This is a genomic window from Bowdeniella nasicola (genome assembly GCF_001907295.1).
Classification (GTDB): domain Bacteria; phylum Actinomycetota; class Actinomycetes; order Actinomycetales; family Actinomycetaceae; genus Bowdeniella; species Bowdeniella nasicola.
On sequence record NZ_MQVR01000023.1, the window covers coordinates 1 to 21,773 of the forward strand.

Genomic DNA, 21,773 nt, shown 5'->3' on the forward strand with positions numbered 1-21,773 from the left:
AAACAAGCACTCGCCCAACTCGCAGCCGCCTACCCAGACCGTATCAACCCCTACTTGTAACCAATCAACTTACACAAAAAACTTGACAGGCCCACTCCTTCTAGATCAGAGCCTCACACACAAACTTCCTGACACCCTCCCCTTGCCCGAACCTGCCCCCGGCCTGACCTAGCCCACGAACTAGGACACTCGACGCCCCCCAGAGCGCCTCGGGCACTGGCCCGCCTCCTCGCCGCGCCGCTACACACGTACCCGCCCTCGCCGTCCACTTTCACAACCTCCGACGTCACCCTCTTGCACCCGCCCCGCCTCATGGTGGACTCATCGCATGAAGGAGGACACCGTGGACACGCACCCAGCCGAACCCGACGCCCCGTCGACGCTCGAGCAGCTCTATGCGCTCTATGGCGTAGTCCCCGGCGAGCCGTTTCCTCTCGATCTGCTGACCGACCTCGCCGCCGCCTACGCCGCCGGTTTCGCCACGACCTTCAAGACGCGCACGAAGGCGCACCACCTGCAGGCCCTGCGCGCCCACGAACGCATCCTCACCACCGCCCAGGCCGCCTCCCCGCTCGCGATCGCGAAGGCTGACGCCGTCGGAGCCACCCGCGCCGAGGGCAAAACCATCCAAGACGAGCTCAGCGAACTGCGCCGCATTCCCGCCGACGCGAGCCAGCGCGTCGTCTTCTCCTCACGCGACATCGCCGAATACCCGACGATCATCGCGGCCGCCGGACGTGCCGAGATCTCCTTCGACAACGCCGCCATCGCCCTGTCGACGATCCGCAGGGTCCGCCCCCTGATCTCCGACGACGAGGCGAGCGTCCTAGTCGACGGCCTCATCGACGCCGCCCAGACCCCGCTGCCGGAGGACTTCAAACGCCGCTGCAATGCGATCGTCTTCTCTCTCGACGAAGCCGCGAAGAAGGACCACGAAGCCTACAACCGCGCCCAGCGCGCCAGGTCGAAGGCCGACCGCGGCATCCGCATGGCGATCCGCGGCAAGAACCCCGCGTGGGGCATGGACCTCTTCGGCCATCTCGACGAGGCGGACATCGCGACGCTGCACCCGGCCTGGCTGAAACGCGCCGAACGCATCCGCCGGGCCCGCCAAGCGACGGGCGCGCCGGCGCTACCGATCAGCATCCGCCTCGTCATGGCGCTGCACGACGCCTTCGGGACGGGCGGCCCAGCCCTCCCCAACGACGGCCCCAGTAACAACGGTGGTCCCAACGACGGCCCCGGCCCCAACGACGATCCGACTCCCGACGACGACGACGCGACCGACGACACACCGCCATCTCACGACGGCGCTCCCCCGCGCGACGTCGACTTCCCGGGCCAATCACCATGTCCCGCCGCCCGCCGCACCTCCCGCCCACCTCGGCCGGACACACCCGAGCACCATGAGTCCAAGCTGGACATCCCCGAGCTCAACGAGCCCACCCCAGAGTCCCGGACTCCGGACACGCCTAAGCCCGAACACCCCCGCGGGACAAACGCGAGCCAAACGTTCCCAAGCCACACGTCCCCGATCCGGACTCCGCGAATGCGCAATCCCAGCGGACCCCGGGCACCATCACCCGCCGCCCGCAACGCGTCCCCGCGAAGCACCCAATCCCGGGCCCGTCCTCCACCGAACGCCGCCGACCGCAGTGTCCATCAACCCCCAACAGCGAAGGCCCCACCATGACCGCAGCCCAGAATCATCGCCACGACCGCAGCCAGCAGTGGCTAGCGATGCTCGGCCTGCCCTCATCGGCGCCGACTCCCTCCGCCTGCGGCCGCAGAGCACCCCGCCGCGCATCGAAGCGCGCCGACCGCGGCCGCTCCGCCCGCCTCGCCCCGGCAGACCTGCGAGCCATCGTCCTTGAGCGCGACGGCGGCTGCGTCTTCCCCTACTGCCGCGCGAGCGCAGCTGTGTGCGAACTGCACCATGTCCTCGCGTTTAAAGACGGCGGCACGACGAACGCCGACAACCTCGTCGCCGTCTGCGTCCGCCACCACAGCCTCGTCCAGCACCCGCCGGGTAGCACCGAGCACTGGACGATCAGGATCGCCGACGACGGCCTCCCCGAGGCGATCCCACCCGCGCGCATCGACCCGCGCCAGCGCCCGATCCGCTGCGACCGTCACCGCCTCGCCAGCTAATCCACGCGCGCGAGGACAACGCCGCACTGCCGCTACACGCATCCTCCAATAGTTCGTCACGCCCCCTCGCGGGCACCTGCCTTGCATCGCGCTGCCCGCGACTCCGCTAGGGTGACCGACATGACGTGTGCCCTCGTCCGCGCCTCGATCGTCTGCGCGGCTGCCGCACTCGCCCTCTCAGCCTGCTCTGGGAAGAGCGCATCTGGGAGCCCAACGACGCCCTCGCCGGCCGTCTCAGCATCAGCCAGCGAATCCGCCGAACCCACCCCCGCACCCGGCGAATGGACGCTCGACGACCTCAACGTCGGAGCCAAGGTCCCCAAGCAAGACCTCGAACGTCTCTTCCCCAAGTGGGAAGTCCCCGAGCCACCAGCCACGCTGACCGAGTTCAGCGAGCAAGGCGCCAAAGACGCAGCCCTCTACTACGACTGCCTCTTGGATGCGGCCCTCTACAACGGTGCTCCGGAACTCATCGACACCATCGACGGTTGGGAGTGCGAGAGCTGCCCCGCAATGCGAGATCTGTTTTTCCAACGAGCAGAGGCCGACGCGATACGCCCCCGTTCTCACTCGAAAGCACGGCTGTCACTCAGAATCCGAAAAACCACGAGGTGTACGAAGTTAACATCCGTCTGACACACCCTGACGTCGTCCAGGTCGACAAAGCAACCGGCGCCATCACCACCTTTAACAAAGACGTCGAAGAAAACAACTTCACCTACGTGACGTTTTTAGCGGGGCGATGGACTCCGATCTTTCTCCAACTCGACAGCAGCGGTCTGTAATGACAGCTAGCTATCGCTGCTTGGATCCGCAGCGCGTGTTTAGGTAGCCGGGGCCTCGACTCGGGACATGAGTTCGCGCAGCACGCGCGCGACCGCAGCCGGCTGCTCATAGGGCGCCAGATGCCCCGCACCTTCGATCGTCTGAACCTCGCAGCCGAGCGCGTCGGCCATTTCGGCATGGTCGGCGTGCGAGCTGAGCTCGTCGTCCTCACCGCGCACGACGACGGCCGGCACGTCGAGCTTCTTTAGGACGTGCAGCCGCGCGGGACGATCGGCCATCGACTCTTGCGCCCACGCGATGCCAGCAAAGGGCGCCTGGCCGATCCATTTCACGACCTGCGTGAACATCTCCGGGCGCTCGTCCTTCGTCTTATCCGACAGCACCTTCCCGGCCATGTTGCGCAGTCCGGTCGAGACGCCCCGGGAGGCCTCGTCGGCCATTGTGCGGCGGTTCTCGGCGGCAACGTCGTCGTCGGCGCTCGCCTTCGTATCGATCAGTGCGAGGCCCGCGGTTAGGTCGGGATGCCGCTCCGCGAGCGCCAGTGCGGTGTAGCCGCCCATCGACACGCCCGCGATGACGGCCCGCTCGATGCCTTCGTCGGCAAGCGATGCCGCAACCGCGTCGGCGTACAGTTCCAGGCCGTAGGCCCCGGTCTTAATGCGCTCGGCGACCATCCGCGGCGTCGCGGCGTCGGCGAAACCAGGCGCGTCGAAGGCGATCGTGCGCACATCGGACAGCTCGTCGACCATCGCCGTGAACATGCGGTGGTCGAAAGGAAAAGCGTGCAGGAGCACCAGCGGGATTCCGCGGCGTGGTCCGTCCTCGTGGTAACCGAGGTCATTCATGATGGGGGTCAACTCCTTGCGGGGCCCGGGGCCCGCACCGTGGGGATAGCAGCTACCAAGCTAGTCGGCGGCCGAACCTGGCCTTCCAACATCCACTATGCCAGTGCCGACGCGCGTTGACACCTGAAGCGAGGATGGCGTCCGTAGGCCAAGCGACGATATGCCACGTCCCGATCTGAATGACGCCGCCGCAGCCGGGGCAGGTATAGGGCTTTTCGCGCGCCTTGACCTCTTGCACCTGGTACGTCCCGCCGGGGCCGGCCTCCTCGCGCGCGACGGAGCGTAGCCGCTCCATGTTGAGCGGGACGTGTTCGGCGCCGTAGGGGCGCTTCTTAGATCGGCGGCCCATGGCTAGCCCCGACGGAAGAAGAGTCGACGACGACGGCGACGCGCGTCCTTGGTTTCTTCGTCGCTGATGCCGCGTCCGCCGCGGGCCGCGTCGGCCGCTCCGACCCAGGCCTGCTGGACCCAGACGTCGTCGAGCCCGCCGTCGGCTGCGAGCTCGGGGCTGCGTTCGGCGCGCCGGGTGTGGTGTTCTGCGATGACGCCGCGGTAGAAGAGGGCGGAGTCTTTCAGACGGCGCTGTTGCGTCTCATAGTCGACGTGGACAATGCCGAAGCGCTTGGCGTAGCCGTAGGACCATTCGAAGTTATCGAGGAGCGACCACACGAAATAGCCGCGCACATCTGCGCCATCGGCAACGGCGGCAGAGATCTCGGCGAGGTGGTCCTTCAGGTAGGCGACGCGGCGCTCGTCGTGGATGCGGCCGTCAGCGGTGACGACGTCGTCGAAGGCCGCGCCGTTTTCGGTCACGGCGAGCGGCAGCCCCTCGTAGGCGGTGTCGAGCGCCGTGAGCAGGTCGTACAGGCCGCGCGGCTCGATGTTCCAGCCCATGGTGGTTAGCGGGCCGGTCGGCGCGAGGAATTCGACGTCCTCGCAGCCGGGCCACGGGCTGTGCTCGCCGACGCCCTTGCCGCCGCCACCTTCGGCGTGGCGCACGGTGTTCGTCGAGTAGTAGTTGACGCCCAGGACATCGAGCCGGGTACGCGTGATGTTGAGGTCGCCCGCGCGCACGAACGACCAGTCGGTCAGGTGCCGCGTGTTGGCGAGCAGCGCCGTCGGGTAGGTGCCGTCGAGCAGCGGGCCGAGGAAGATTTTGTTGCCGACGAGCGAGGCCTTTTCGGCGGCGGCGAGGTCGGCGGAGTTGTCCTCGTCGGCCGGGTCGATGACGTGCAGGTTGAGCGTGATCGAGATGCGGGCGTCCTCGCCGAGTTCCTCGCGGATCGTGCGGGTGGCGAGCCCGTGGGCGAGGTTGAGGTGATGGGCGGCCGCGAGCGCCGCCCCCGCGTCGGTGATGCCCGGCGCATGCACGCCGGAGGCGTATCCGACAAAGGCGGTGCACCACGGCTCGTTCAGCGTCGTCCAGGTGTGCACGAGGTCGCCGAACTCGCGCGCCATCACCCGGGCGTAATCGGCGAAGGCCTCGGCGGTCGCGCGCTCGGGCCAGCCCCCGGTGTCCTGCAGCTCTTGCGGCAGGTCCCAGTGGTAGAGCGTCACGACGGGCAGGATGCCGCGCTCGCGCAGGCCCGTGAGCAGGCGTCGGTAGAAGTCGACGCCCTCGGGGTTCAGCGGCCCGCGCCCGCCCGGCATGACGCGCGACCAGGAGATCGACAGCCGGTAGGCGTCGACGCCCAGGTCGGCGAGCAGGTCGAGGTCGGCCTCATAACGGTGGTAGTGGTCGGCGGCCACGTCGCCGGTCTCGCCGCGCTCGACGTTGCCCGGCGTGTGGCTGAACGTGTCCCAGATGCTCGGCGTGCGCCCGCCCTCACTCGCGCCGCCCTCGATCTGATAGGCGGCCGTCGCGGCCCCCCAGATAAACGAATCAGGCAGGTTGATCATGGCGCACGTCTCCTCGAGCAGGGGTCTGCCCCTAGCCTATCGAGGAGTGCGCGCGTGGCTATTCGACGACGACGCCGCCGTGGTAGACGCGCGTCGGCATCAGGTCTTCGTCGACGACGAGGACATCCGCGCGCGAGCCTGCGACGAGCGCGCCGATATCGCTGCGGCCGAGGACGACCGCGGGGCCGGTGCTCGCCATGTAGACGGCGTCGAGCAACTCGATGCCCGAGCCGGCCATGAGGCGCACCTGGTCCATGAGCCGCGAGGTGCCGCCCGCGATCGACGTGCCGCCGGTCAGGCGCGCGACGCCGTCGGCGACGGTCACGTCCATCGAGCCGAGGCGGTACGTCCCGTCGGCCATGCCCGCAGCGGCCATCGCGTCGGTGACGAAGACGCAGGTCTCGCGGCCAACGAGCTCGTAGATGTGCTTGACGAGCGACGGATCGAGGTGGATGCCGTCGGCGATGAGCTCGAGGACGAGTTCGCCGCGCTGCGCGGCCGCGAGCATCGCCGGGATGGGGCCGGGCTCGCGGTGGTGCAGCGGACGCATGCCGTTGAACGTGTGGGTCGAGGTGGCGCGCGGCGAGCGGGCGGCGTCGCCCGCGGCGGCGATCCGGGCGGCACCGTCACGCAGCGCCTCCTCGGTGTCGGCCGGGCCCGCATCAGTGTGGCCGAAGCTCGGCAGCGCGCCGTGCCTGATGAGGACGTCGGCGACGCCGCCATCGCCCGCGACGAGCTCCTTTTCCGGCGCAATCGTCATCGTGAACGCGAACGGCCCCGCGATCTCGCACAGCTCGCGCGTCAGCTCGGGGTCGGGCGGGATGATGAGCGACGGGTCCTGCGCGCCGCAGCGCTCACAGGAGATGAAGGGGCCCTCCCAGTGGATGCCGACGAGGTCGCCCGCATCGCACACCTGCCGCAGGGTCGCGGTTCGTGCCCGCAGCGTCTCGGGGCTCGCGGTGACCGTCGACGCGACGAGCGACGTCGTGCCCGCCCGCCGATGCTCCAGGACCGCGACCATCGCATCTTCGACGCTTTCCGCGTCCGGGAAGGACTTGCCGCCGCCGCCGTGGCAGTGAATGTCGACGAGGCCCGGCACCACATAGCCGGAGACCTCTTCGGCGCCGGTGCGCTGTTCCTCGCTCGCTGCGGCCGCGTCGCCGACATAGGTCAGCTGCTCGCCTTCGAAGCACACGAGGCCGTCGGTCAGAATCTCGTCGGGGGTGATGACTTTTCCACGCAATGCGACAACGCTCATGACCCTAGTATCCCCCGGATCGCGACGTCAGACCTCCGCCATACGTCCTACGACGCTAGAAGAGGCGACTGTCGGCGTCGTCGAGCCCGCGCATCGTGTCGTAGTCGAGCGTGAGGCATTCGATGCCGCGGTCGCGGGCCAGCGTGCGCGCCTGCGGCTTGATCTCCTGCGCCGCGAAAATGCCGGTGACTGGCGCGAGCAGCGGGTCGCGGTTGAGGAGTTCGAGATAGCGTGTCAGCTGCTCCACCCCGTCGATCTCGCCGCGCCGCTTGATCTCGATCGCGATCGCCACGCCGTCGGAGTTGCGCGCGAGGATATCGACCGGCCCGATCGCCGTCGGGTATTCCCGACGCACGAGCCGGTGGCCCGGCCCCAAAATCTCGATCTGCGCCGCGAGCAGCTCCTGCAGGTGGGCCTCAACACCGTCCTTTTCCAGGCCCGGGTCGATCCCGAGGTCGCGGGAAATATCGTCGTGCACCGTCGCGATTTTGATGACGAGCTGATCGGCCGTCTTCGTATGCTTGACCGTCCACACCTGCGTGATGCCGGCCTCCGCCTCATCGGCCTCGACCTCGCGCTCGCTTATCGTGCACGGCGCCGTCATCCAGTTCAGCGGCTTATACGACCCGCCATCGGAGTGGATGAGCACCGAGCCATCGTTTTTCGCCATGATGACGCGGCTGGCCATCGGCAGGTGCGCGGTCAGGCGGCCGGAGTAGTCAACGGAGCAGTCGCAGATGAGGATTCGCACCTAGGCAGTATAGGACGAACGACAGCGGCGGGCCCGCCACCGCTTGGTGGGGACCCGCCGCTACGTGCGTATTCGCGTGAGGGGGCTCTGCCTTGGCGACTATTCGTCGCGCTTAGCTGCCTCCTCGGCCAGCTCCTTGGCCTCGTTCTGGCTCGGCTTGGTGTTATCGACGACGACCTGGACGAGGTCATCGTCGACGGACACGAAGCCCGCGACGACGTCGAAGGACTCCGTCGTGCCGTCGTGCTTGATCCGCACCTTGCCTTCGCGCAGCGTGGCGAGCACCGGCTGGCGCCCGGGCAGAATGCCGAGGTCACCGTCGGCGGCCGGCACGATCACCGAGTCCGCGTCGCCGGCGAACAGCACGCCGTGCGTCTCAACGATTTCAACCTTCATGGGCGCTTACTTCGTCTCGGCCTGGATCTCGGACCAGCGACGCTCGAGGTCCTCGATGCCGCCGATGTTGAAGAAGGCCTGCTCGGCGACGTGGTCGTAAGTACCCTCGGCGATGCGCTTGAACGCCTCGATCGTCTCCGACAGCGGCACCGTCGAGCCCTCGACGCCCGTGAACTTCTCCGCCATGTACGTGTTCTGCGAGAGGAACTGCTCGATGCGGCGAGCGCGCGCCACGGTGATCTTGTCCTCTTCGGAAAGCTCGTCGACGCCGAGAATCGCGATGATGTCCTGCAGTTCCTTGTTCTTCTGCAGGATCGACTTCACGTGCGTCGCGACCTCGTAGTGCTCCTGGCCCACGTAGCGCGGGTCGAGGATGCGGGAGGTCGACGCGAGCGGGTCCACCGCCGGGTAGAGGCCGCGCGAGGCGATCTCACGGGAGAGTTCCGTCGTCGCATCGAGGTGCGCGAAGGTCGTCGCCGGGGCCGGGTCGGTGTAGTCGTCGGCGGGCACGTAGATCGCCTGCAGCGAGGTGATCGAGTGTCCGCGGGTCGACGTAATGCGCTCCTGCAGGGCGCCCATCTCGTCGGCGAGGTTCGGCTGGTAGCCCACCGCGGACGGCATTCGGCCAAGCAGCGTGGAGACCTCAGAGCCGGCCTGCGTGAAGCGGAAGATGTTGTCGATGAACAGCAGCACGTCCTGCTTCTGGACGTCGCGGAAGTACTCGGCCATAGTGAGGGCCGACAGGGCGACGCGAAGACGCGTGCCCGGCGGTTCGTCCATCTGGCCGAAGACGAGCGCGGTCTTGTCGAAGACGCCGGCCTCGTCCATTTCGTGGATGAGGTCGTTGCCCTCACGGGTACGCTCGCCGACGCCCGCGAACACGGACACGCCGCCGTGGTCCTGCGCGACGCGCTGGATCATTTCCTGGATGAGGACGGTCTTGCCGACGCCCGCGCCGCCGAACAGGCCGATCTTGCCACCCTGCACATACGGCGTGAGCAGGTCGATTACCTTAATGCCGGTTTCGAACATCTGGGTCTTGGACTCCAGCTGGTCGAAGGCCGGGGGCTTGCGGTGGATTGGCCAGCGCTCGGTAACCTCGAGGGTTTCGCCCTCGGGCAGGTTGAGCACGTCGCCGGTCACGTTGAACACGTGCCCCTTGGTGATATCGCCGACGGGCACCGTGATGGGCTGGCCGGTGTCATACACCTTGGCGCCGCGCACCAGGCCATCGGTGGGCTTGAGCGCGATGGCGCGGATCAAGTTATCGCCGAGGTGCTGGGCGACCTCGAGCGTCATCTTGACGACGGATTCGCCTTCGCCCTGCGCGCTCAGGTCAATCTCGGTTTCGAGCGCGTTGTACATATCGGGCAGCGCGTCCGGCGGGAACTCGATGTCGACGATCGCGCCGATCACGCGTGCGATGCGGCCGAAGGACTCGCCTTCGCCGGTCTGCACGTCGGCTTCTGATGCAGTTACGGTCATGATGTGTTCCTTTTCCCCTAGCAAACTCAGCTGGACGCCAGCGCGTCCGCGCCGGACACGATCTCGGAGATCTCTTGCGTGATCTCCGCCTGGCGAGCCGAGTTGGCCAACCGCGTGTAATTGCGGATGAGGTCCTCGGCATTGTCGGTGGCCGTGTGCATCGCGCGCTGGCGGGAGGCGAGCTCCGAGGCCGCGGCGTGCAGTAAGGCATTGTGGATGCGGCTGCGCACATACAGCGGCAGCAGCGCATCAAGGACTTCTTCGGCGCTGGGCTCAAACTCGTAGAGCGGCAACGCATCGGTTTCTGCCGCTGCTACGCCTTCTACGATTTCGAGCGGCAGCATGCGACGCACCTCAACGGTTTGCGTCACCATCGTCTTGAATCGGGTAAAGACGACGTGCAGTTCGCCCACTCCCCCGTCGGCGCGCGAGGCCAAGAACTTCTCCAGCAGCGTATCGGCGATATCGGAGGCCATCTCCGAGGAGGGGGCGTCGGACTCGCCCGACCAGCTGCCGGCGAGCTCGCGGCCGCGGAACTTGAAGTAGCCGATGCCGCGACGGCCGGTGACGTAGAGGTCAACGTCCTTGTCTTCGGCATCGAGCTGTTCCAAGACGCGTTCGGTGGCGCGCAGCACGCTCGCGGTGTAGGCGCCCGCCATGCCGCGATCAGCGGTAATGACGAGGACAGCTACGCGCGTTGTGTCGCGGCGCTCCTTGGTGAGCGGATGGTCCGTATGCGTGTGGTTCGTGACCGCCGAGACCGCCTTGGTGAGGGCCTCCGCGTAGGGGGTTGCCTCTTGGGCGCGCTCGCGCGCCTTACCAATGCGGGAGGCAGCGATCAGCTCCATCGCACGAAACACCTTTTTCAGGGTTTGCGTGGACTTGATTCGCTGTTTGTAGACCCGCTGAGAACCTGCCATGCTCAGCCTCGCTTGCCGCGGACGATCTGCTCTTGCGTGCGCTCGGCTTCGTCTTCTTCTTCTTCTTCGGCAGCAACATCCGCCGACAGGGTTTCGCCGGAGCCGGCGAGGAAGCCCGTGCGGAAGTCCTCGATCGCGCCACGCAGGGCGTCTTCGGTCTCGGATTCGAGCAGTCCGGTCTCCGCGATCGTCGTCAACACATCCGTGTGACGGCGCAGGTAGTCCAGCATTTCGCGCTCGAAGCGCAGCACCTCGGAGACCTCAACATCGTCGAGGTAGCCGTGGGTACCGGCCCAGATGGAGGCCACCTGGTCTTCGACTGGGTAGGGCGTGTACTGCGGCTGCTTGAGCAGCTCCATGAGGCGCTCACCGCGGGTGAGCTGCTGGCGCGAGGCCGGATCCAGATCGGAGGCGAACATCGCGAAGGCCGCCATCGAGCGGTACTGCGCGAGGGTGAGCTTCAGCGTGCCGGAGACCTTCTTCATCGCCTTGACCTGGGCGTCGCCACCCACGCGCGAGACGGAGATACCGACGTCGACGGCGGGGCGCTGGTCGGAGTTGAAGAGGTCGGACTGCAAGAAGATCTGACCGTCGGTAATGGAGATGACGTTGGTCGGGATGTACGCCGACACGTCGTTGGCCTTGGTCTCGATGACGGGCAGGCCGGTCATCGAGCCGCCGCCGAGCTCATCGGAGAGCTTGGCGCAACGCTCCAGGAGGCGGGAGTGCAGGTAAAACACGTCGCCCGGGTAGGCTTCGCGGCCCGGCGGGCGGCGCAGCAGCAGCGAAACGGCGCGGTAGGCTTCGGCCTGCTTGGACAGGTCATCGAAGATGACGAGGACGTGCTTGCCCTCGTACATCCAGTGCTGGCCGATCGCGGAGCCCGTGTAGGGCGCGAGGTACTTGAAGCCGGCCGGATCCGAGGCCGGGGAGGCGACGATCGTCGTGTAATCGAGAGCGCCGGCTTCTTCCAGGGCGCCACGCACCGAGGCGATCGTCGAGCCCTTCTGACCGATCGCGACGTAGATGCAGCGCACCTGCTTGTTCGGATCGCCCGTCTCCCAGTTGGCCTTCTGGTTTAGGATCGTGTCCAAAATGATGGCGGTCTTGCCGGTCTGGCGGTCGCCGATGATGAGCTGACGCTGACCGCGGCCGATCGGGATCATCGAGTCGATCGCCTTCAGGCCGGTCTGCAGCGGCTCGTGGACGGACTTACGGGCCATCACGCCGGGAGCCTGCAGCTCCAGGGCGCGGCGGCCGGTCAGGTCGGTGATCTCGCCCAGCCCATCGATCGGGTTGCCAAGCGGGTCAACGACGCGGCCGAGGTAACCGTCGCCGACGGGCACGGAAAGGACCTCCCCGGTACGGCGCACCTCCTGGCCTTCTTCAATACCCGTGAACTCGCCCAGGACGACGACGCCAATTTCGCGTACGTCCAGGTTCATGGCGAGCCCCAGCGTGCCGTCTTCAAAACGCAGCAGCTCGTTCGCCATCGTGCCCGGCAGGCCTTCAACCTGTGCGATGCCATCGGCGGCAAGAGTGACGCGACCGACTTCCTCGCTCACGGCCTTTGCGGGCTCGTAAGAGTTCACGAAGCTGTCTAGTGCAGCCCGGATTTCCTCGGGCCGGATCGTCAGCTCAGACATTCTTTCCTCACGTATCTTGAGACCGGCGCTGCCGGTCGAATTTTCTCGTTATGGCCGGATCAACCGCTGATCGCGCGCCCGGCCTGATCGAGGCGCGCCCGGATGGTGTCGTCAACGACGTCGGTGCCGAGCTGCACTCGCAGGCCTCCGAGCACCGAAGGATCGACGTTGATGTTGATGTGGACGGCCTGGCCGGCCTTGGCTTCGAGCGCGGCGGCAAGCCGGTCGAGCTGCTCGGAGCTCAGCGGCATGGCGACCGTGACGGTGGCGACGATGCGCTGCCGGCGGGCCGCAGCGAGGTCACCGATCTCGGCGAGCGCGCTCGGCACGGTGCGGCCACGCAGGGTGGCGGCGACGCGACGCACGAGCAGCAGCGTCTCGGGGCTGAGCTTGTCACCAAAGAGCTGGTCGACGAGCTGCACCCGGTTGCTGGCCGGCAGTTCCCGGTCCGCGAGCGCCATCCGCAGCGAACGCTGATCGGTCAGCATGCGCGTGAGCTGGAAGACCTCGGCTTCGACGTCGAGCAGCCGGTCGTGCGCCTCGGCGGAGGCGAGTGCGCTCGTCATCGCGATTTCGGCCACCGCGTCGGCGAGATCGCCCTCGGCGGACCAGCGTCCGCGCACCATTCCGGCAAGGAGGTCGACGACATCCGCGTTCACCTTGCCGCCGAAGACGGTGGTGGCGAGTTCGGCCTTGGCTCCGCCGTCGCGGGCCGGGTCGGTCAGTGCCCGACGCAGGCCCGGCTCGGAATCGAGGGTGTCGACGACGGAAAACAGTTCCGTCGCGAGCTCGATCCCGTCGGCGCCGCGCATCGCCAGCACGCCTTCCCAGCGTTCGGCGGCGGCACTCAGTCCGGCTTGGCTCGCGGCGCGCATCAGGACTCCTTCACAGCGGCCGGGCTCGGCTGCTCCAAATCGTCAAGGAACCGGTCGATCACGCGCGACTGCAGCGCCTGGTCATTGAGCGATTCGCCGACGATCTTGCCTGCGAGTTCGGTGGCGAGCATGCCAACGTCGGTGCGCAGCGAGATCTGCGCGGCTTGGCGCTCGGCCTCGATCTGACGCTTGGCGAGCTCGTGCATCCGGTCGACCTCGACTTGGGCTTCCTTGCGAGCATTGGCCACGATCTGGCGGCCTTCCTCGCTCGCTTCTTCGCGGATGCGTGCGGCATCCTTGCGAGCGTCGTCGAGGCGCTGGCGAAGCTCGGCACGCAGTTCGTCGGCTTCCGCCTGAACGTTTTGTGCGTGCTTCAGTCCGCCTTCGATCTTTTCGGCGCGCTCATCGAGCACGGTGTAGATCTTCGGCAGGACCTTCCAAAAGACGAGCGCAATGATTGCGACGCAGACGGCAGCCCAGAAAATATCGTACAGCGGAGGAATCAGAACATTGTCTGGTACTCCGGCGGCGTAGATATGCACTGGCGAAATTCCCTACGTCTTAGTTGAACACGAAGCCGGCGGCCAGACCGATGAGGCCGAGTGCCTCGACGAGGGCCATACCGATGAACATGTTGATGCGCAGCGGGCCAGCGACCTCGGGCTGACGCGCGGTGGCTTCCTGGGTGCCGGCGACCAGCATGCCGAGGCCAATGCCGGGGCCGAGGGCGGCCAGACCGTAACCAATGGTTGCGATGTTACCGGTGATCTCCATAGTGAAGGGGTACCTTTCCGTGTGGTGTTTTCGGGCTCGTGCCCGGACAATCGAGGCGCGTTTTGCGCCCGCGAAAACTAGTGGGCTTCGACCGACAGGCTGATGTAAACCGAGGTCAGGAGGGCAAAGATGTAGGCCTGCAGGGCCGCGACGAAGATCTCGAAGAGCACGAAGGCAAACGAGATGGCGAAGGTGCCGATGCCGAGCGGCTTCATGGACCAGGTGGCGTTGACGAGCAGGAACTGCGTCGCCGCGAAACACAGGCCGAGCAGCAGGTGGCCGCTCATCATGTTGGCCAAGAGTCGGATGGTGAGCGTCGCCGGACGCAGGATGAAGGCCGAGAGGAACTCAACGGGCGTCAGCAGGAAGTAGATCGGCCACGGCACGCCGGGCGGGAAGAGCGTCGTCTTCAGGTACTGCAAGCCACCCTGGGCCTGGACGCCCGCGACGATGAAGGCGACGAGGGCGATGATGGCCATGACGGCCGGGAAACCGACGACGGAGGAGCCGGCGAGGTTCAGGCCCGGCACGATGCCGGTGATGTTCATGGCGAGGACGGCGAAGAAGATGAGCGTGATAAGCGGCGCCCACTTGCGGCCGTTTTTCTCTCCCAGGACCTCAACGGAGATGTTGTTGCGCACGAAGCCGACCGCGAGCTCGAGGACCGACTGGCCGCGCGTCGGGATCAGCTTGAGGTTACGCGTCGCGAGGATGAACAGGCCGCACAGCACGATCGTCGCGATAACGCGGATCATCATCACCCGGTTGAACTCGTAGAAGGTTCCTTCGCCGAAGATCGCGGGCGGGAAGAAGTCCGTCAAGCCCGGGGCATGGAATTCTCCGTCGCCACCTGCGGTCGGCAGAGCCATCGCAGGGGAGGAGATCTTTGCGCTCAGCAGTGAGACGAGGTGCGACAACGAAGCAGGCTCCTGGGTCGTAACGGCCGTGAGGGGTTCCCACCGACACGTGAGGGTGGGACGTATCGAGCCTAACCTATGATCGCGCGAGCAGAGAAGGCTTCTGCCCTACCGGCGCCGTGTTTTGCGGGACTTATGACCCAAAACCGCTGGCAACGTGCGCCATCTCACGCCCGGTCGTTCCGTATGAGGAAACACCTGACTATTTGCGAAAGAGGCCGCGGCGCTTCGGACGCCGATTCGGATCGGGACGCTGCGTTGGGTCGACGTACATGACGCGCGCACCCGCGACGCCCTTCATCTCGATGATGGAGGAGACGAGGATGAGCGGGATGAGGGTGAAGACGAAGACGCCGCGGTGGTAGAAATCGGTGTCGCGCACGAGCAGCAGGACGCCGAAGACGATGAGGACCTTGACGAACCAGCTGCCGAGGGCCGCGGCGGAGGCGATATAGACGGGTTGGGCGGCCGTCGCGCGCATGACGATCACCGTCGTGAGGACAAAAAGCGCCGACAACCCGAGGGCGAGAAGCGCGCCATAGACGCCGGGCAGGCCCGCAACGAGGGCGCCGATGCCGACGGCGAGGACCGACGCGACGCCGAGCATGATGAGCAGCTGGCGCAAAATCTTGTTGAACATCGCGCGCGTGGCGCGATCGGCGGAGTACACCCGCTCGTTGAATTCCTCGGGATTTTCGATCGGGTCGATCACGGATGCTGTCCTTTAGCGACGGGGTCGGGCCGGCGGCGGCGCAGCCAGTTCTGGGTAATGACAATACCGAGTCCGGCCGCGATCGCGGTGCCGAGGGCAACGTGCTGCCACGGCAAGAGGATGAGGGAGGCGGCCGAGGCCGCGACGATGGCCGTCCACAGGTACATGATGAGGACGGCGTTGCGGTGGGAGTGGCCGAGGTCGAGCAGCCGGTGGTGTAGGTGCATGCGGTCGGCGTGGAAGGGCGAATGGCCGGCGCGCATCCGGCGGACGACGGCGAGCAGCATGTCGAGCAGCGGCAACAAAATGATCGCGACGGGCAAAAGCAGCGGCACGAAGACGGGCGCGGCCTGGGTGGCGGGCACGCGGGCGGGGTCGATCGTGCCGGTGACGATGATCGTCGCGGCCGCGACCATGAGGCCCAGCACCATGGCGCCCGCATCGCCCATAAAGATGCGCGCGGGATGGAAGTTAAACGGTAAGAAGCCGAGACATATGCCGACGAGCACCGCGGCGACGGCGGTGGCGAGCGAGGCGTAGTTTTCCGGCGAGACAGTGCGCGTCAGCAGATAGCAGTAGCCGAAGAATGCCGCGGCGCCGATCCCGACCATGCCGGCGGCGAGGCCATCGAGGCCGTCGACGAAATTGACGGCATTCATCGCGGCGACGACGACGAGGACCGTCGTGAACAGGGAAAAGCGTGAGGAGCCGATCGTCAGGCCCCCGATGGGGATCGTCACGAGCTGGACGCCGCTATAGGCGAGCATGACGCCGACGAGGATCTGGCCCGCGAGCTTCGTCATCCAGTCGAGGTCCCAGATGTCGTCGGCCATGCCGAGCAGGCAGACGAGCCAGGCGCAGCCGATGATGCCGATGAGGCGGTTGCCTTCGGTGAGCGCCTGCGACAGGTAGGACATTTGCGAGCCGATGAGGAGCGCGACCGTGAGGCCGATGACCATCGCGACGCCGCCCATCCGCGGGGTGGGGATGGAATGGACGTCGCGGCTGCGCACGGGCGTCCACGCGTGGGTCCCGATCGCGAGGCGGCGGGCCAGCGGCGTCGCGAGGTACGTCACCGCGGCGGCGATGACGAGCAGGAGTAGGTAACCTTTCACGGCGGCGCGCTAGTCCTCGCTGCCCTCGGCGGCGGCGTCGAGCGGGCTCGGTTCGATGTCTTCCAGGTCGGGGACGACCTCGGCCAGCTGCGCGTGGCTGAGCGCTCCGGCACGCACGATGCGCGCCCGCGTCGTGCAGGTATCGACGATCGTCGAGGCGATCTGCGAGCGGCGCTCCCCCGCGTCGAGATAGATCGGCACCGCGGAACCGAAGTACTCCTCCGCCTCCTTGGCCGTCGTCGCGGCCGGGAGCGAGGAGCGGTTCGCCGAGGAGACGGCCAGCGGCCCGGTGCGGTTCAGCAGTTGCAGCGCCACGTCGTCGTCAGGCATGCGCAGCGCAACCGTGCCGTAGGTCTCCCCCAAGTCCCACGTGAGCGACGGGCGCGCGGGGACGATGAGCGTGAGTGGGCCGGGCCAGAACTTGTCGGCGAGCAGGCGCGCGGCGGGCGGGACCTCGGCGGCGAGCGCGTCGAGCACCGCCGGGGAGGCGACGAGGACGGGCGGCGGCATGTCGCGGCCGCGGCCCTTTGTCGCGAGGAGCAGTGCGACGGCCTTCGCGTCGAACGCGTCGGCGGCGATCCCATAGACGGTGTCCGTCGGCATCACGATAACGCCCGAACGCTTCAGCGTATACGCCGCCGCGTCGAGCGCGATGGGCGTGACGGTTTCGTCTTCGCAAGAGTAGATCACGGCTCGATCTTCCCACTTATTGGCTCGGGTGTGAATCTGGCGCGGGCGCTGGCGAAGCGATCGCGGCCCGCGAGGTCGCGGTGCGTGGCGGGCTCGATGAGGCCCGCGGCGGTCGCGGCGGCGCGCATCGCGGGGCCCTGGCTGTCGTGGTGTTCGACGAGCGCGAGGCCGCCCGGGCGCAGCAGGCGCGCAGCGGTCTGCAGGCTCGCGCGCGGCAGGTCCATGCCGTCTGCGCCGCCACCGAATAGCGCCCGCGAGGGGTCGCGCGTGACGTCCGAGGGCGGATTTTCACCATCGGGCAGGTAGGGCGGATTGGCGACGACGATGTGCGCGCCGGCGCTGATGGCGAGGTCGGCGAGGTGTAGGTCACGCAGGTCGGCCCGGTGCAGCCTCACCGACGAGCCGCGCTCGGCCAGCACGTCCCGGTAGCACGCGACGTTGTCGGCCGCGAGCGCAAGGGCGTCGTCGTCGATATCGACCGCGATGACCTGCAGGTGATCGATGCTGGTCACGAGTGCCAGCGCGAGGGCGCCCGAGCCCGTCCCAAGGTCGATCGCTAGCAGGGAGTCGTCGGCGCTGCGGGACGCGGCGGGGCCCTGCAGCTCGGCGAGGCGCTGCAGCTCGGCGAGGCGCTGCAGCTCGGTGATGGCGGCGGCGGCGAGCAGCTCGGTTTCGGGGCGAGCGATGAGCGCCCGCGCGTCGCTGATGAGCTCGAGGTGGCAAAACGGCATGACGCCCAGCACGTGCTGCAGCGGGGCGCCGGCCAGTCGCTCAGCGATACGGTCGTCGAGGCGGGCGCGCTGGTCCGCGTCGAGGCCGGGTGCGAGGATGAGCTCGCCGTCCACGACGCTGGCGAGCAGCGCCCGCGCCTCAGCGGCGGCGGACGTGATGCCGGCGGCGGCGAGGCGGCGCGTCGTCGCCGCGAGCAGCTGCGTCGGCCTAGAGTCCCTGGGCGAGCCGGTGCTGTTCATCGAGGGCGATCGCGGAGTCGATGACGGCCTGCAGGTCGCCGTCGAGCACCGTGTCGAGGTTGTAGGCCTTGAAGCCGGTGCGGTGGTCGGCGATGCGGTTTTCGGGGAAGTTATAGGTGCGGATGCGCTCGGAGCGGTCGACGGTGCGGACCTGCGACTTGCGCGCCTCGGCAGCGGCTGCGTCGGCCTCCTCCTGCTTCAGCTGCGCGAGGCGCGCCTTCAGCACGCGCATCGCGGCTTCGCGGTTTTGGATCTGCGACTTTTCGTTTTGCATCGACACGACGACGCCCGTCGGCAGGTGCGTGATGCGCACGGCTGAGTCCGTCGTGTTCACCGACTGGCCGCCGGGGCCAGAGGAGCGGTAGACGTCGATGCGCAGATCGTTTTCGTCGATCTCGATCTCGCCCTCGTCCTCCAGTTCCGGCAGGACGAGCACGCCCGCGGCCGACGTGTGAATGCGGCCCTGGGACTCGGTGACGGGCACGCGCTGCACGCGATGCACGCCGCCTTCATACTTCAGGTGGGCCCAGACGCCGTCTTCGGGCGCTACGTTGCCCGACGTGCGGATCGCGATCGTCGCGTCCTTATAACCGCCGAGGTCGGACCAGGTCTCGTTCATCATCTTCGCGCTCCAGCCCTTGCGCTCGGCATAGCGCAGGTACATGCGGGCCAGGTCGGCGGCGAACAGCGCGGATTCCTCGCCGCCCTCGCCAGCCTTGATCTCCATGATGACGTCGTTCGCGTCGTCGGGATCGCGCGGCAGGAGCACATCGCGCAGCGTCTCGGTCGCGGCGGCGGCCTGCTGCTTTAGGGCGTCGAGTTCCTCGGCGAAGTCGGAATCGGCCTCGGCGAGCTCTGCACCGGCCTGCAGGTCGGCGACGGCGTCGATGAACTTCGTGTAGGCGGCATTCACGCGGCCAAGTTCGGCATAGCGTCGGCCCACCTTGCGGGCCTGCTGCTGGTCGGACATGACGGCGGGGTCGGCCATCTTGCCCTCGAGCTCGTGATGCTCCACGAGGAGCGGCGCGGCCGAGGACGTCAGCGACTTTTCTTCGTCGCTCAAGGCCTCCCAGACGTCGTCATCGAGCACCAGCCCCTCAGGTTTGGCGATGGTGGTCGGCTTGGCCATGACTGCTCCTCGAGATAAGTGGATTCGCCCCTATCGTAGTCGCTCGCGCGAGCGCGGGGCCGGACGATTATGACCGGAGGGGACCTACCAGCTGGCAGGTCCCCTCCAGGAAAAAGCAAAGCTACTTGCGCTTGCCGTAGCGCTTCTCGAAGCGGGCGACGCGGCCGCCGGTGTCGAGGATCTTCTGCTTGCCCGTGTAGAACGGGTGGCAGGCCGAGCACACGTCGACGCGCAGATCAGCATCGCCCGTGGAGCGGGTGGTGAACTCGTTGCCGCACGTGCAGGTCACGTGGGTTTCGGTGTATTCGGGGTGGATACCCTGCTTCATGGTTGTCTCCTTAAGGAATTCGAGGATGCCGGGTCCGCTGGGCCTGCTGCCGCGCGCGGTGAACCGGAACCGAGGATCTATCTTTCCACGTCGCCCCGCCGCGGTCTAGCCGCGAGCGGGACGAGGGAATGTGAGATGTTACTGAACCTTGTTGCCGTCGTCCTCATCACGCCCGGCGGGCGTCGTCTTGAGGATCGACATGAGGAATTCGGCGTTGGAACGCGTATCGCGCAGCTTGTTCAGCATGAGTTCGAGCGCCTGCTCCTTTTCGAGGCCGGCGATCAGGCGGCGCAGGCGCCACATGACCTTGAGAGCCTCGGACTGGACGAGCAGTTCCTCGCGGCGGGTGCCCGACGCGTTGACGTCGACGGCGGGGTACATCCGCTTGTCGGCGAGGTGGCGCGACAGGCGCAGCTCGGAGTTGCCGGTGCCCTTGAACTCTTCGAAGATGACTTCGTCCATGCGCGAGCCGGTCTCCACCAGGGCGGAGGCGAGGATCGTCAGGGAGCCGCCGTCTTCGATGTTGCGGGCGGCGCCGAAGAACTTCTTCGGCGGGTACAGCGCGGAGGCGTCCACACCGCCGGACAGGATGCGGCCTGACGCGGGCGCGGCCAGGTTGTAGGCGCGCGACAGGCGAGTCAGCGAGTCGAGCAGCACGACGACGTCCTTGCCGAGCTCGACGAGGCGCTTGGCGCGCTCGATCGCGAGCTCCGCGACGATCGTGTGGTCGGAGGCGGGGCGGTCGAAGGTGGAGGCGATGACTTCGCCCTTGACCATGCGCTGCATGTCGGTTACTTCTTCGGGGCGTTCGTCGACGAGCACCACCATGAGGTAGACCTCGGGGTTGTTCGCCGCGATCGAGTTCGCGATCTGCTGCATGACGATCGTCTTACCGGCCTTCGGCGGGGCGACGATGAGGCCACGCTGGCCCTTACCGATAGGCGCCACGAGGTCGATGATGCGCGGCGTGATCGCCTTCGGCGTCGTCTCCAGGTGGAGCATTTCGTTCGGGTACAGCGGCGTCAGCTTGGAGAACTCGGGGCGCTCCTTGGCGGCCTCGACGCTGCGGCCGTTGACGGTGTCGACCGTGAGCAGCGGGTTGTACTTCTGGCGCTGGGAGCGACGATCGTCCTCGCGCGGCTCGCGGATCTTGCCGGTGACGGCATCGCCGCGGCGCAGGCCGTACTTCTTTACCTGGCCGAGCGTGACGTAGACGTCGTTCTCGCCCGGCAGGTAGCCCGTCGTGCGGACGAACGCGTAGTTATCGAGGATGTCGAGGATGCCCGCGACGGGGATCAGGACGTCGTCCTCGCGGATCTCCGGCTCGCCACCGCCCTGATTATCGCGCTGGCGGCGCTTGTTGCGGTCGTTGCGGTCGCGGCCGCGGTCCCGGCGGCGCCGGTTGCGGCCCGAACGCTCATCGCGGTCGCCACGGTCGCCGCGGTTGGATCGGTTGTCGCGGTTGTCGCGGCCGGAGCGCTGCGAGTCGTCCTCGTCCTGGCCCTTGCAGCGGTTTTCGCGCTTGCGCGCGGCCGCCTCTTCGAGGGCTTCGAGCGAGGGCAGCACGTCGTCGGCAGCCGAGGACTGCTTGTCCTCGCGCTGGTCGGACTCGCGGCGCTCGCTGCGGTCCTGGCGCTCGCCACGATCCTTGCGCTCGCCACGATCCTTGCCCTCGTTACGCTCGGCACGGTCCTTGCGCTCTTCGCGTCGGGGCTTATCCGCCCCGTCGCTAGCGCGCGTCGCCGCGCGGTTCGAGCCCGAGCGGGACTCGCGGATCTCAGTGATGAGGTCGCTGCGGCGCTTCTTAGCGGTATCGATGCCAAGGCCCTTGGCGACGTCTTGGAGTTCCGACAGACGCATAGCGGACAGTGGACGCGGCTTCGATGACGCAGCCTCAGGTGCCGTTGCGTTGGGATTTTCGGTCACGTGTTTCCTTCCCCCGGCCGGACACGAAGATAAAACCGGGATTCGTGAATGAGGATGTACCTCGGGGCGCTTCGCCCCATAGATGTCTCTGTTCCACAGCACGAAAAACTGGGATTCTTTCAAGAGACGGGAGTGTTGCCGGAGATTTCCCCCGTGACAACGCCCCTAGCCTAACATTAGGCGGCGAAAATGCGCACCT

23 protein-coding genes are annotated in these 21,773 nt (G+C 67.1%); 3 read left to right on the forward strand and 20 right to left on the reverse strand.

The window, feature by feature from the left end:
- The first annotated feature begins 343 nt into the window (after window positions 1–343).
- From BSZ39_RS05295 to BSZ39_RS13440, 3 genes are all read left to right on the forward strand, one after another.
- Window positions 344–1,693 carry a hypothetical protein gene (locus tag BSZ39_RS05295; RefSeq protein WP_143180383.1) on the forward strand — a complete coding sequence of 450 codons (1,350 nt, stop codon included), beginning with the start codon at window positions 344–346 and terminating at the stop codon, window positions 1,691–1,693.
- A complete protein-coding gene (locus BSZ39_RS05300; RefSeq protein ID WP_073716336.1) occupies window positions 1,690–2,151 on the forward strand; it encodes an HNH endonuclease signature motif containing protein in 462 nt (153 codons plus the stop codon). The genes BSZ39_RS05295 and BSZ39_RS05300 overlap by 4 nt, the downstream gene beginning before the upstream one ends.
- Before the next feature lie 120 nt (window positions 2,152–2,271).
- The gene (locus tag BSZ39_RS13440) at window positions 2,272–2,787 is read left to right on the forward strand and encodes a hypothetical protein (RefSeq protein WP_143180384.1); all 516 of its coding nucleotides are present in this window, start codon (window positions 2,272–2,274) and stop codon (window positions 2,785–2,787) included.
- A gap of 188 nt (window positions 2,788–2,975) precedes the next feature.
- Here BSZ39_RS13440 and BSZ39_RS05315 read toward each other — a convergent pair whose 3' ends face one another.
- The 20 genes from BSZ39_RS05315 to rho all read right to left on the reverse strand — a co-directional run bounded on the left by BSZ39_RS05315 (window position 2,976) and on the right by rho (window position 21,508).
- On the reverse strand, window positions 2,976–3,782 hold the full coding sequence (locus BSZ39_RS05315) for an alpha/beta fold hydrolase (protein ID WP_073716339.1): 807 nt from the start codon (window positions 3,780–3,782) through the stop codon (window positions 2,976–2,978).
- Window positions 3,783–3,834: 52 nt separating this feature from the next.
- A complete protein-coding gene (locus BSZ39_RS05320) occupies window positions 3,835–4,131 on the reverse strand; it encodes a hypothetical protein (protein WP_073716340.1) in 297 nt (98 codons plus the stop codon).
- 2 nt (window positions 4,132–4,133) lie between these two features.
- Entirely contained in the window at window positions 4,134–5,681 is a 1,548-nt protein-coding gene (locus BSZ39_RS05325; RefSeq protein ID WP_073716341.1) for a GH1 family beta-glucosidase, read from the reverse strand.
- Between the two features lie 58 nt (window positions 5,682–5,739).
- A complete protein-coding gene (locus BSZ39_RS05330; protein WP_073716342.1) occupies window positions 5,740–6,939 on the reverse strand; it encodes an N-acetylglucosamine-6-phosphate deacetylase in 1,200 nt (399 codons plus the stop codon).
- Between the two features lie 55 nt (window positions 6,940–6,994).
- On the reverse strand, window positions 6,995–7,690 hold the full coding sequence (gene nucS, locus BSZ39_RS05335; protein WP_073716343.1) for an endonuclease NucS: 696 nt from the start codon (window positions 7,688–7,690) through the stop codon (window positions 6,995–6,997).
- Between the two features lie 99 nt (window positions 7,691–7,789).
- A complete protein-coding gene (locus BSZ39_RS05340) occupies window positions 7,790–8,086 on the reverse strand; it encodes a F0F1 ATP synthase subunit delta/epsilon (RefSeq protein ID WP_073716344.1) in 297 nt (98 codons plus the stop codon).
- Between the two features lie 6 nt (window positions 8,087–8,092).
- On the reverse strand, window positions 8,093–9,571 hold the full coding sequence (atpD, locus tag BSZ39_RS05345) for a F0F1 ATP synthase subunit beta (protein WP_073716345.1): 1,479 nt from the start codon (window positions 9,569–9,571) through the stop codon (window positions 8,093–8,095).
- Between the two features lie 26 nt (window positions 9,572–9,597).
- Window positions 9,598–10,491: a F0F1 ATP synthase subunit gamma gene (locus BSZ39_RS05350; protein ID WP_073716346.1), complete on the reverse strand. Its 894-nt coding sequence runs from the start codon at window positions 10,489–10,491 to the stop codon at window positions 9,598–9,600.
- 2 nt (window positions 10,492–10,493) lie between these two features.
- Entirely contained in the window at window positions 10,494–12,137 is a 1,644-nt protein-coding gene (atpA, locus tag BSZ39_RS05355; protein ID WP_073716347.1) for a F0F1 ATP synthase subunit alpha, read from the reverse strand.
- A gap of 59 nt (window positions 12,138–12,196) precedes the next feature.
- Entirely contained in the window at window positions 12,197–13,012 is an 816-nt protein-coding gene (locus BSZ39_RS05360; RefSeq protein WP_073716348.1) for a F0F1 ATP synthase subunit delta, read from the reverse strand.
- Window positions 13,012–13,554: a F0F1 ATP synthase subunit B gene (locus BSZ39_RS05365; RefSeq protein ID WP_245792432.1), complete on the reverse strand. Its 543-nt coding sequence runs from the start codon at window positions 13,552–13,554 to the stop codon at window positions 13,012–13,014. Before BSZ39_RS05365 ends, BSZ39_RS05360 begins: the two co-directional genes overlap by 1 nt.
- Window positions 13,555–13,573: 19 nt before the next feature.
- On the reverse strand, window positions 13,574–13,780 hold the full coding sequence (gene atpE, locus BSZ39_RS05370; protein WP_073716360.1) for an ATP synthase F0 subunit C: 207 nt from the start codon (window positions 13,778–13,780) through the stop codon (window positions 13,574–13,576).
- 83 nt (window positions 13,781–13,863) lie between these two features.
- The gene (atpB, locus tag BSZ39_RS05375) at window positions 13,864–14,703 is read right to left on the reverse strand and encodes a F0F1 ATP synthase subunit A (protein WP_245792433.1); all 840 of its coding nucleotides are present in this window, start codon (window positions 14,701–14,703) and stop codon (window positions 13,864–13,866) included.
- Window positions 14,704–14,905: 202 nt separating this feature from the next.
- Window positions 14,906–15,415 carry a Cg1360 family ATP-synthase-associated protein gene (locus BSZ39_RS05380; protein ID WP_083602969.1) on the reverse strand — a complete coding sequence of 170 codons (510 nt, stop codon included), beginning with the start codon at window positions 15,413–15,415 and terminating at the stop codon, window positions 14,906–14,908.
- On the reverse strand, window positions 15,412–16,530 hold the full coding sequence (locus BSZ39_RS05385; RefSeq protein ID WP_073716350.1) for an MraY family glycosyltransferase: 1,119 nt from the start codon (window positions 16,528–16,530) through the stop codon (window positions 15,412–15,414). The genes BSZ39_RS05380 and BSZ39_RS05385 overlap by 4 nt, the downstream gene beginning before the upstream one ends.
- Window positions 16,531–16,539: 9 nt before the next feature.
- Window positions 16,540–17,220 carry an L-threonylcarbamoyladenylate synthase gene (locus BSZ39_RS05390; RefSeq protein WP_073716351.1) on the reverse strand — a complete coding sequence of 227 codons (681 nt, stop codon included), beginning with the start codon at window positions 17,218–17,220 and terminating at the stop codon, window positions 16,540–16,542.
- On the reverse strand, window positions 17,217–18,191 hold the full coding sequence (locus BSZ39_RS05395) for a N5-glutamine methyltransferase family protein (protein ID WP_083602970.1): 975 nt from the start codon (window positions 18,189–18,191) through the stop codon (window positions 17,217–17,219). The genes BSZ39_RS05390 and BSZ39_RS05395 overlap by 4 nt, the downstream gene beginning before the upstream one ends.
- The gene (prfA, locus tag BSZ39_RS05400) at window positions 18,160–19,254 is read right to left on the reverse strand and encodes a peptide chain release factor 1 (RefSeq protein WP_073716364.1); all 1,095 of its coding nucleotides are present in this window, start codon (window positions 19,252–19,254) and stop codon (window positions 18,160–18,162) included. Before prfA ends, BSZ39_RS05395 begins: the two co-directional genes overlap by 32 nt.
- Window positions 19,255–19,441: 187 nt before the next feature.
- Window positions 19,442–19,648, reverse strand: coding sequence for a 50S ribosomal protein L31 (gene rpmE, locus BSZ39_RS05405; RefSeq protein ID WP_073716352.1), 207 nt, complete (start codon window positions 19,646–19,648; stop codon window positions 19,442–19,444).
- 138 nt (window positions 19,649–19,786) lie between these two features.
- Window positions 19,787–21,508: a transcription termination factor Rho gene (gene rho, locus BSZ39_RS05410; protein ID WP_083602971.1), complete on the reverse strand. Its 1,722-nt coding sequence runs from the start codon at window positions 21,506–21,508 to the stop codon at window positions 19,787–19,789.
- Between the last annotated feature and the right edge of the window lie 265 nt (window positions 21,509–21,773).

What these genes read in the sequence shown, in the direction of transcription:
- BSZ39_RS05325 (WP_073716341.1), bottom strand. Translation starts at nt 5,681, where the DNA reads ATGATCAACCTGCCTGATTCGTTTATCTGGGGGGCCGCGACGGCCGCC.
- BSZ39_RS05340 (WP_073716344.1), bottom strand. Translation starts at nt 8,086, where the DNA reads ATGAAGGTTGAAATCGTTGAGACGCACGGCGTGCTGTTCGCCGGCGAC.
- BSZ39_RS05395 (WP_083602970.1), bottom strand. Translation starts at nt 18,191, where the DNA reads ATGAACAGCACCGGCTCGCCCAGGGACTCTAGGCCGACGCAGCTGCTC.
- BSZ39_RS05320 (WP_073716340.1), bottom strand. Translation starts at nt 4,131, where the DNA reads ATGGGCCGCCGATCTAAGAAGCGCCCCTACGGCGCCGAACACGTCCCG.
- BSZ39_RS05315 (WP_073716339.1), bottom strand. Translation starts at nt 3,782, where the DNA reads ATGAATGACCTCGGTTACCACGAGGACGGACCACGCCGCGGAATCCCG.
- BSZ39_RS05300 (WP_073716336.1), top strand. Translation starts at nt 1,690, where the DNA reads ATGACCGCAGCCCAGAATCATCGCCACGACCGCAGCCAGCAGTGGCTA.
- atpD (WP_073716345.1), bottom strand. Translation starts at nt 9,571, where the DNA reads ATGACCGTAACTGCATCAGAAGCCGACGTGCAGACCGGCGAAGGCGAG.
- BSZ39_RS05350 (WP_073716346.1), bottom strand. Translation starts at nt 10,491, where the DNA reads ATGGCAGGTTCTCAGCGGGTCTACAAACAGCGAATCAAGTCCACGCAA.
- atpA (WP_073716347.1), bottom strand. Translation starts at nt 12,137, where the DNA reads ATGTCTGAGCTGACGATCCGGCCCGAGGAAATCCGGGCTGCACTAGAC.
- BSZ39_RS05330 (WP_073716342.1), bottom strand. Translation starts at nt 6,939, where the DNA reads ATGAGCGTTGTCGCATTGCGTGGAAAAGTCATCACCCCCGACGAGATT.
- BSZ39_RS05360 (WP_073716348.1), bottom strand. Translation starts at nt 13,012, where the DNA reads ATGCGCGCCGCGAGCCAAGCCGGACTGAGTGCCGCCGCCGAACGCTGG.
- BSZ39_RS13440 (WP_143180384.1), top strand. Translation starts at nt 2,272, where the DNA reads ATGACGTGTGCCCTCGTCCGCGCCTCGATCGTCTGCGCGGCTGCCGCA.
- rpmE (WP_073716352.1), bottom strand. Translation starts at nt 19,648, where the DNA reads ATGAAGCAGGGTATCCACCCCGAATACACCGAAACCCACGTGACCTGC.
- rho (WP_083602971.1), bottom strand. Translation starts at nt 21,508, where the DNA reads ATGCGTCTGTCGGAACTCCAAGACGTCGCCAAGGGCCTTGGCATCGAT.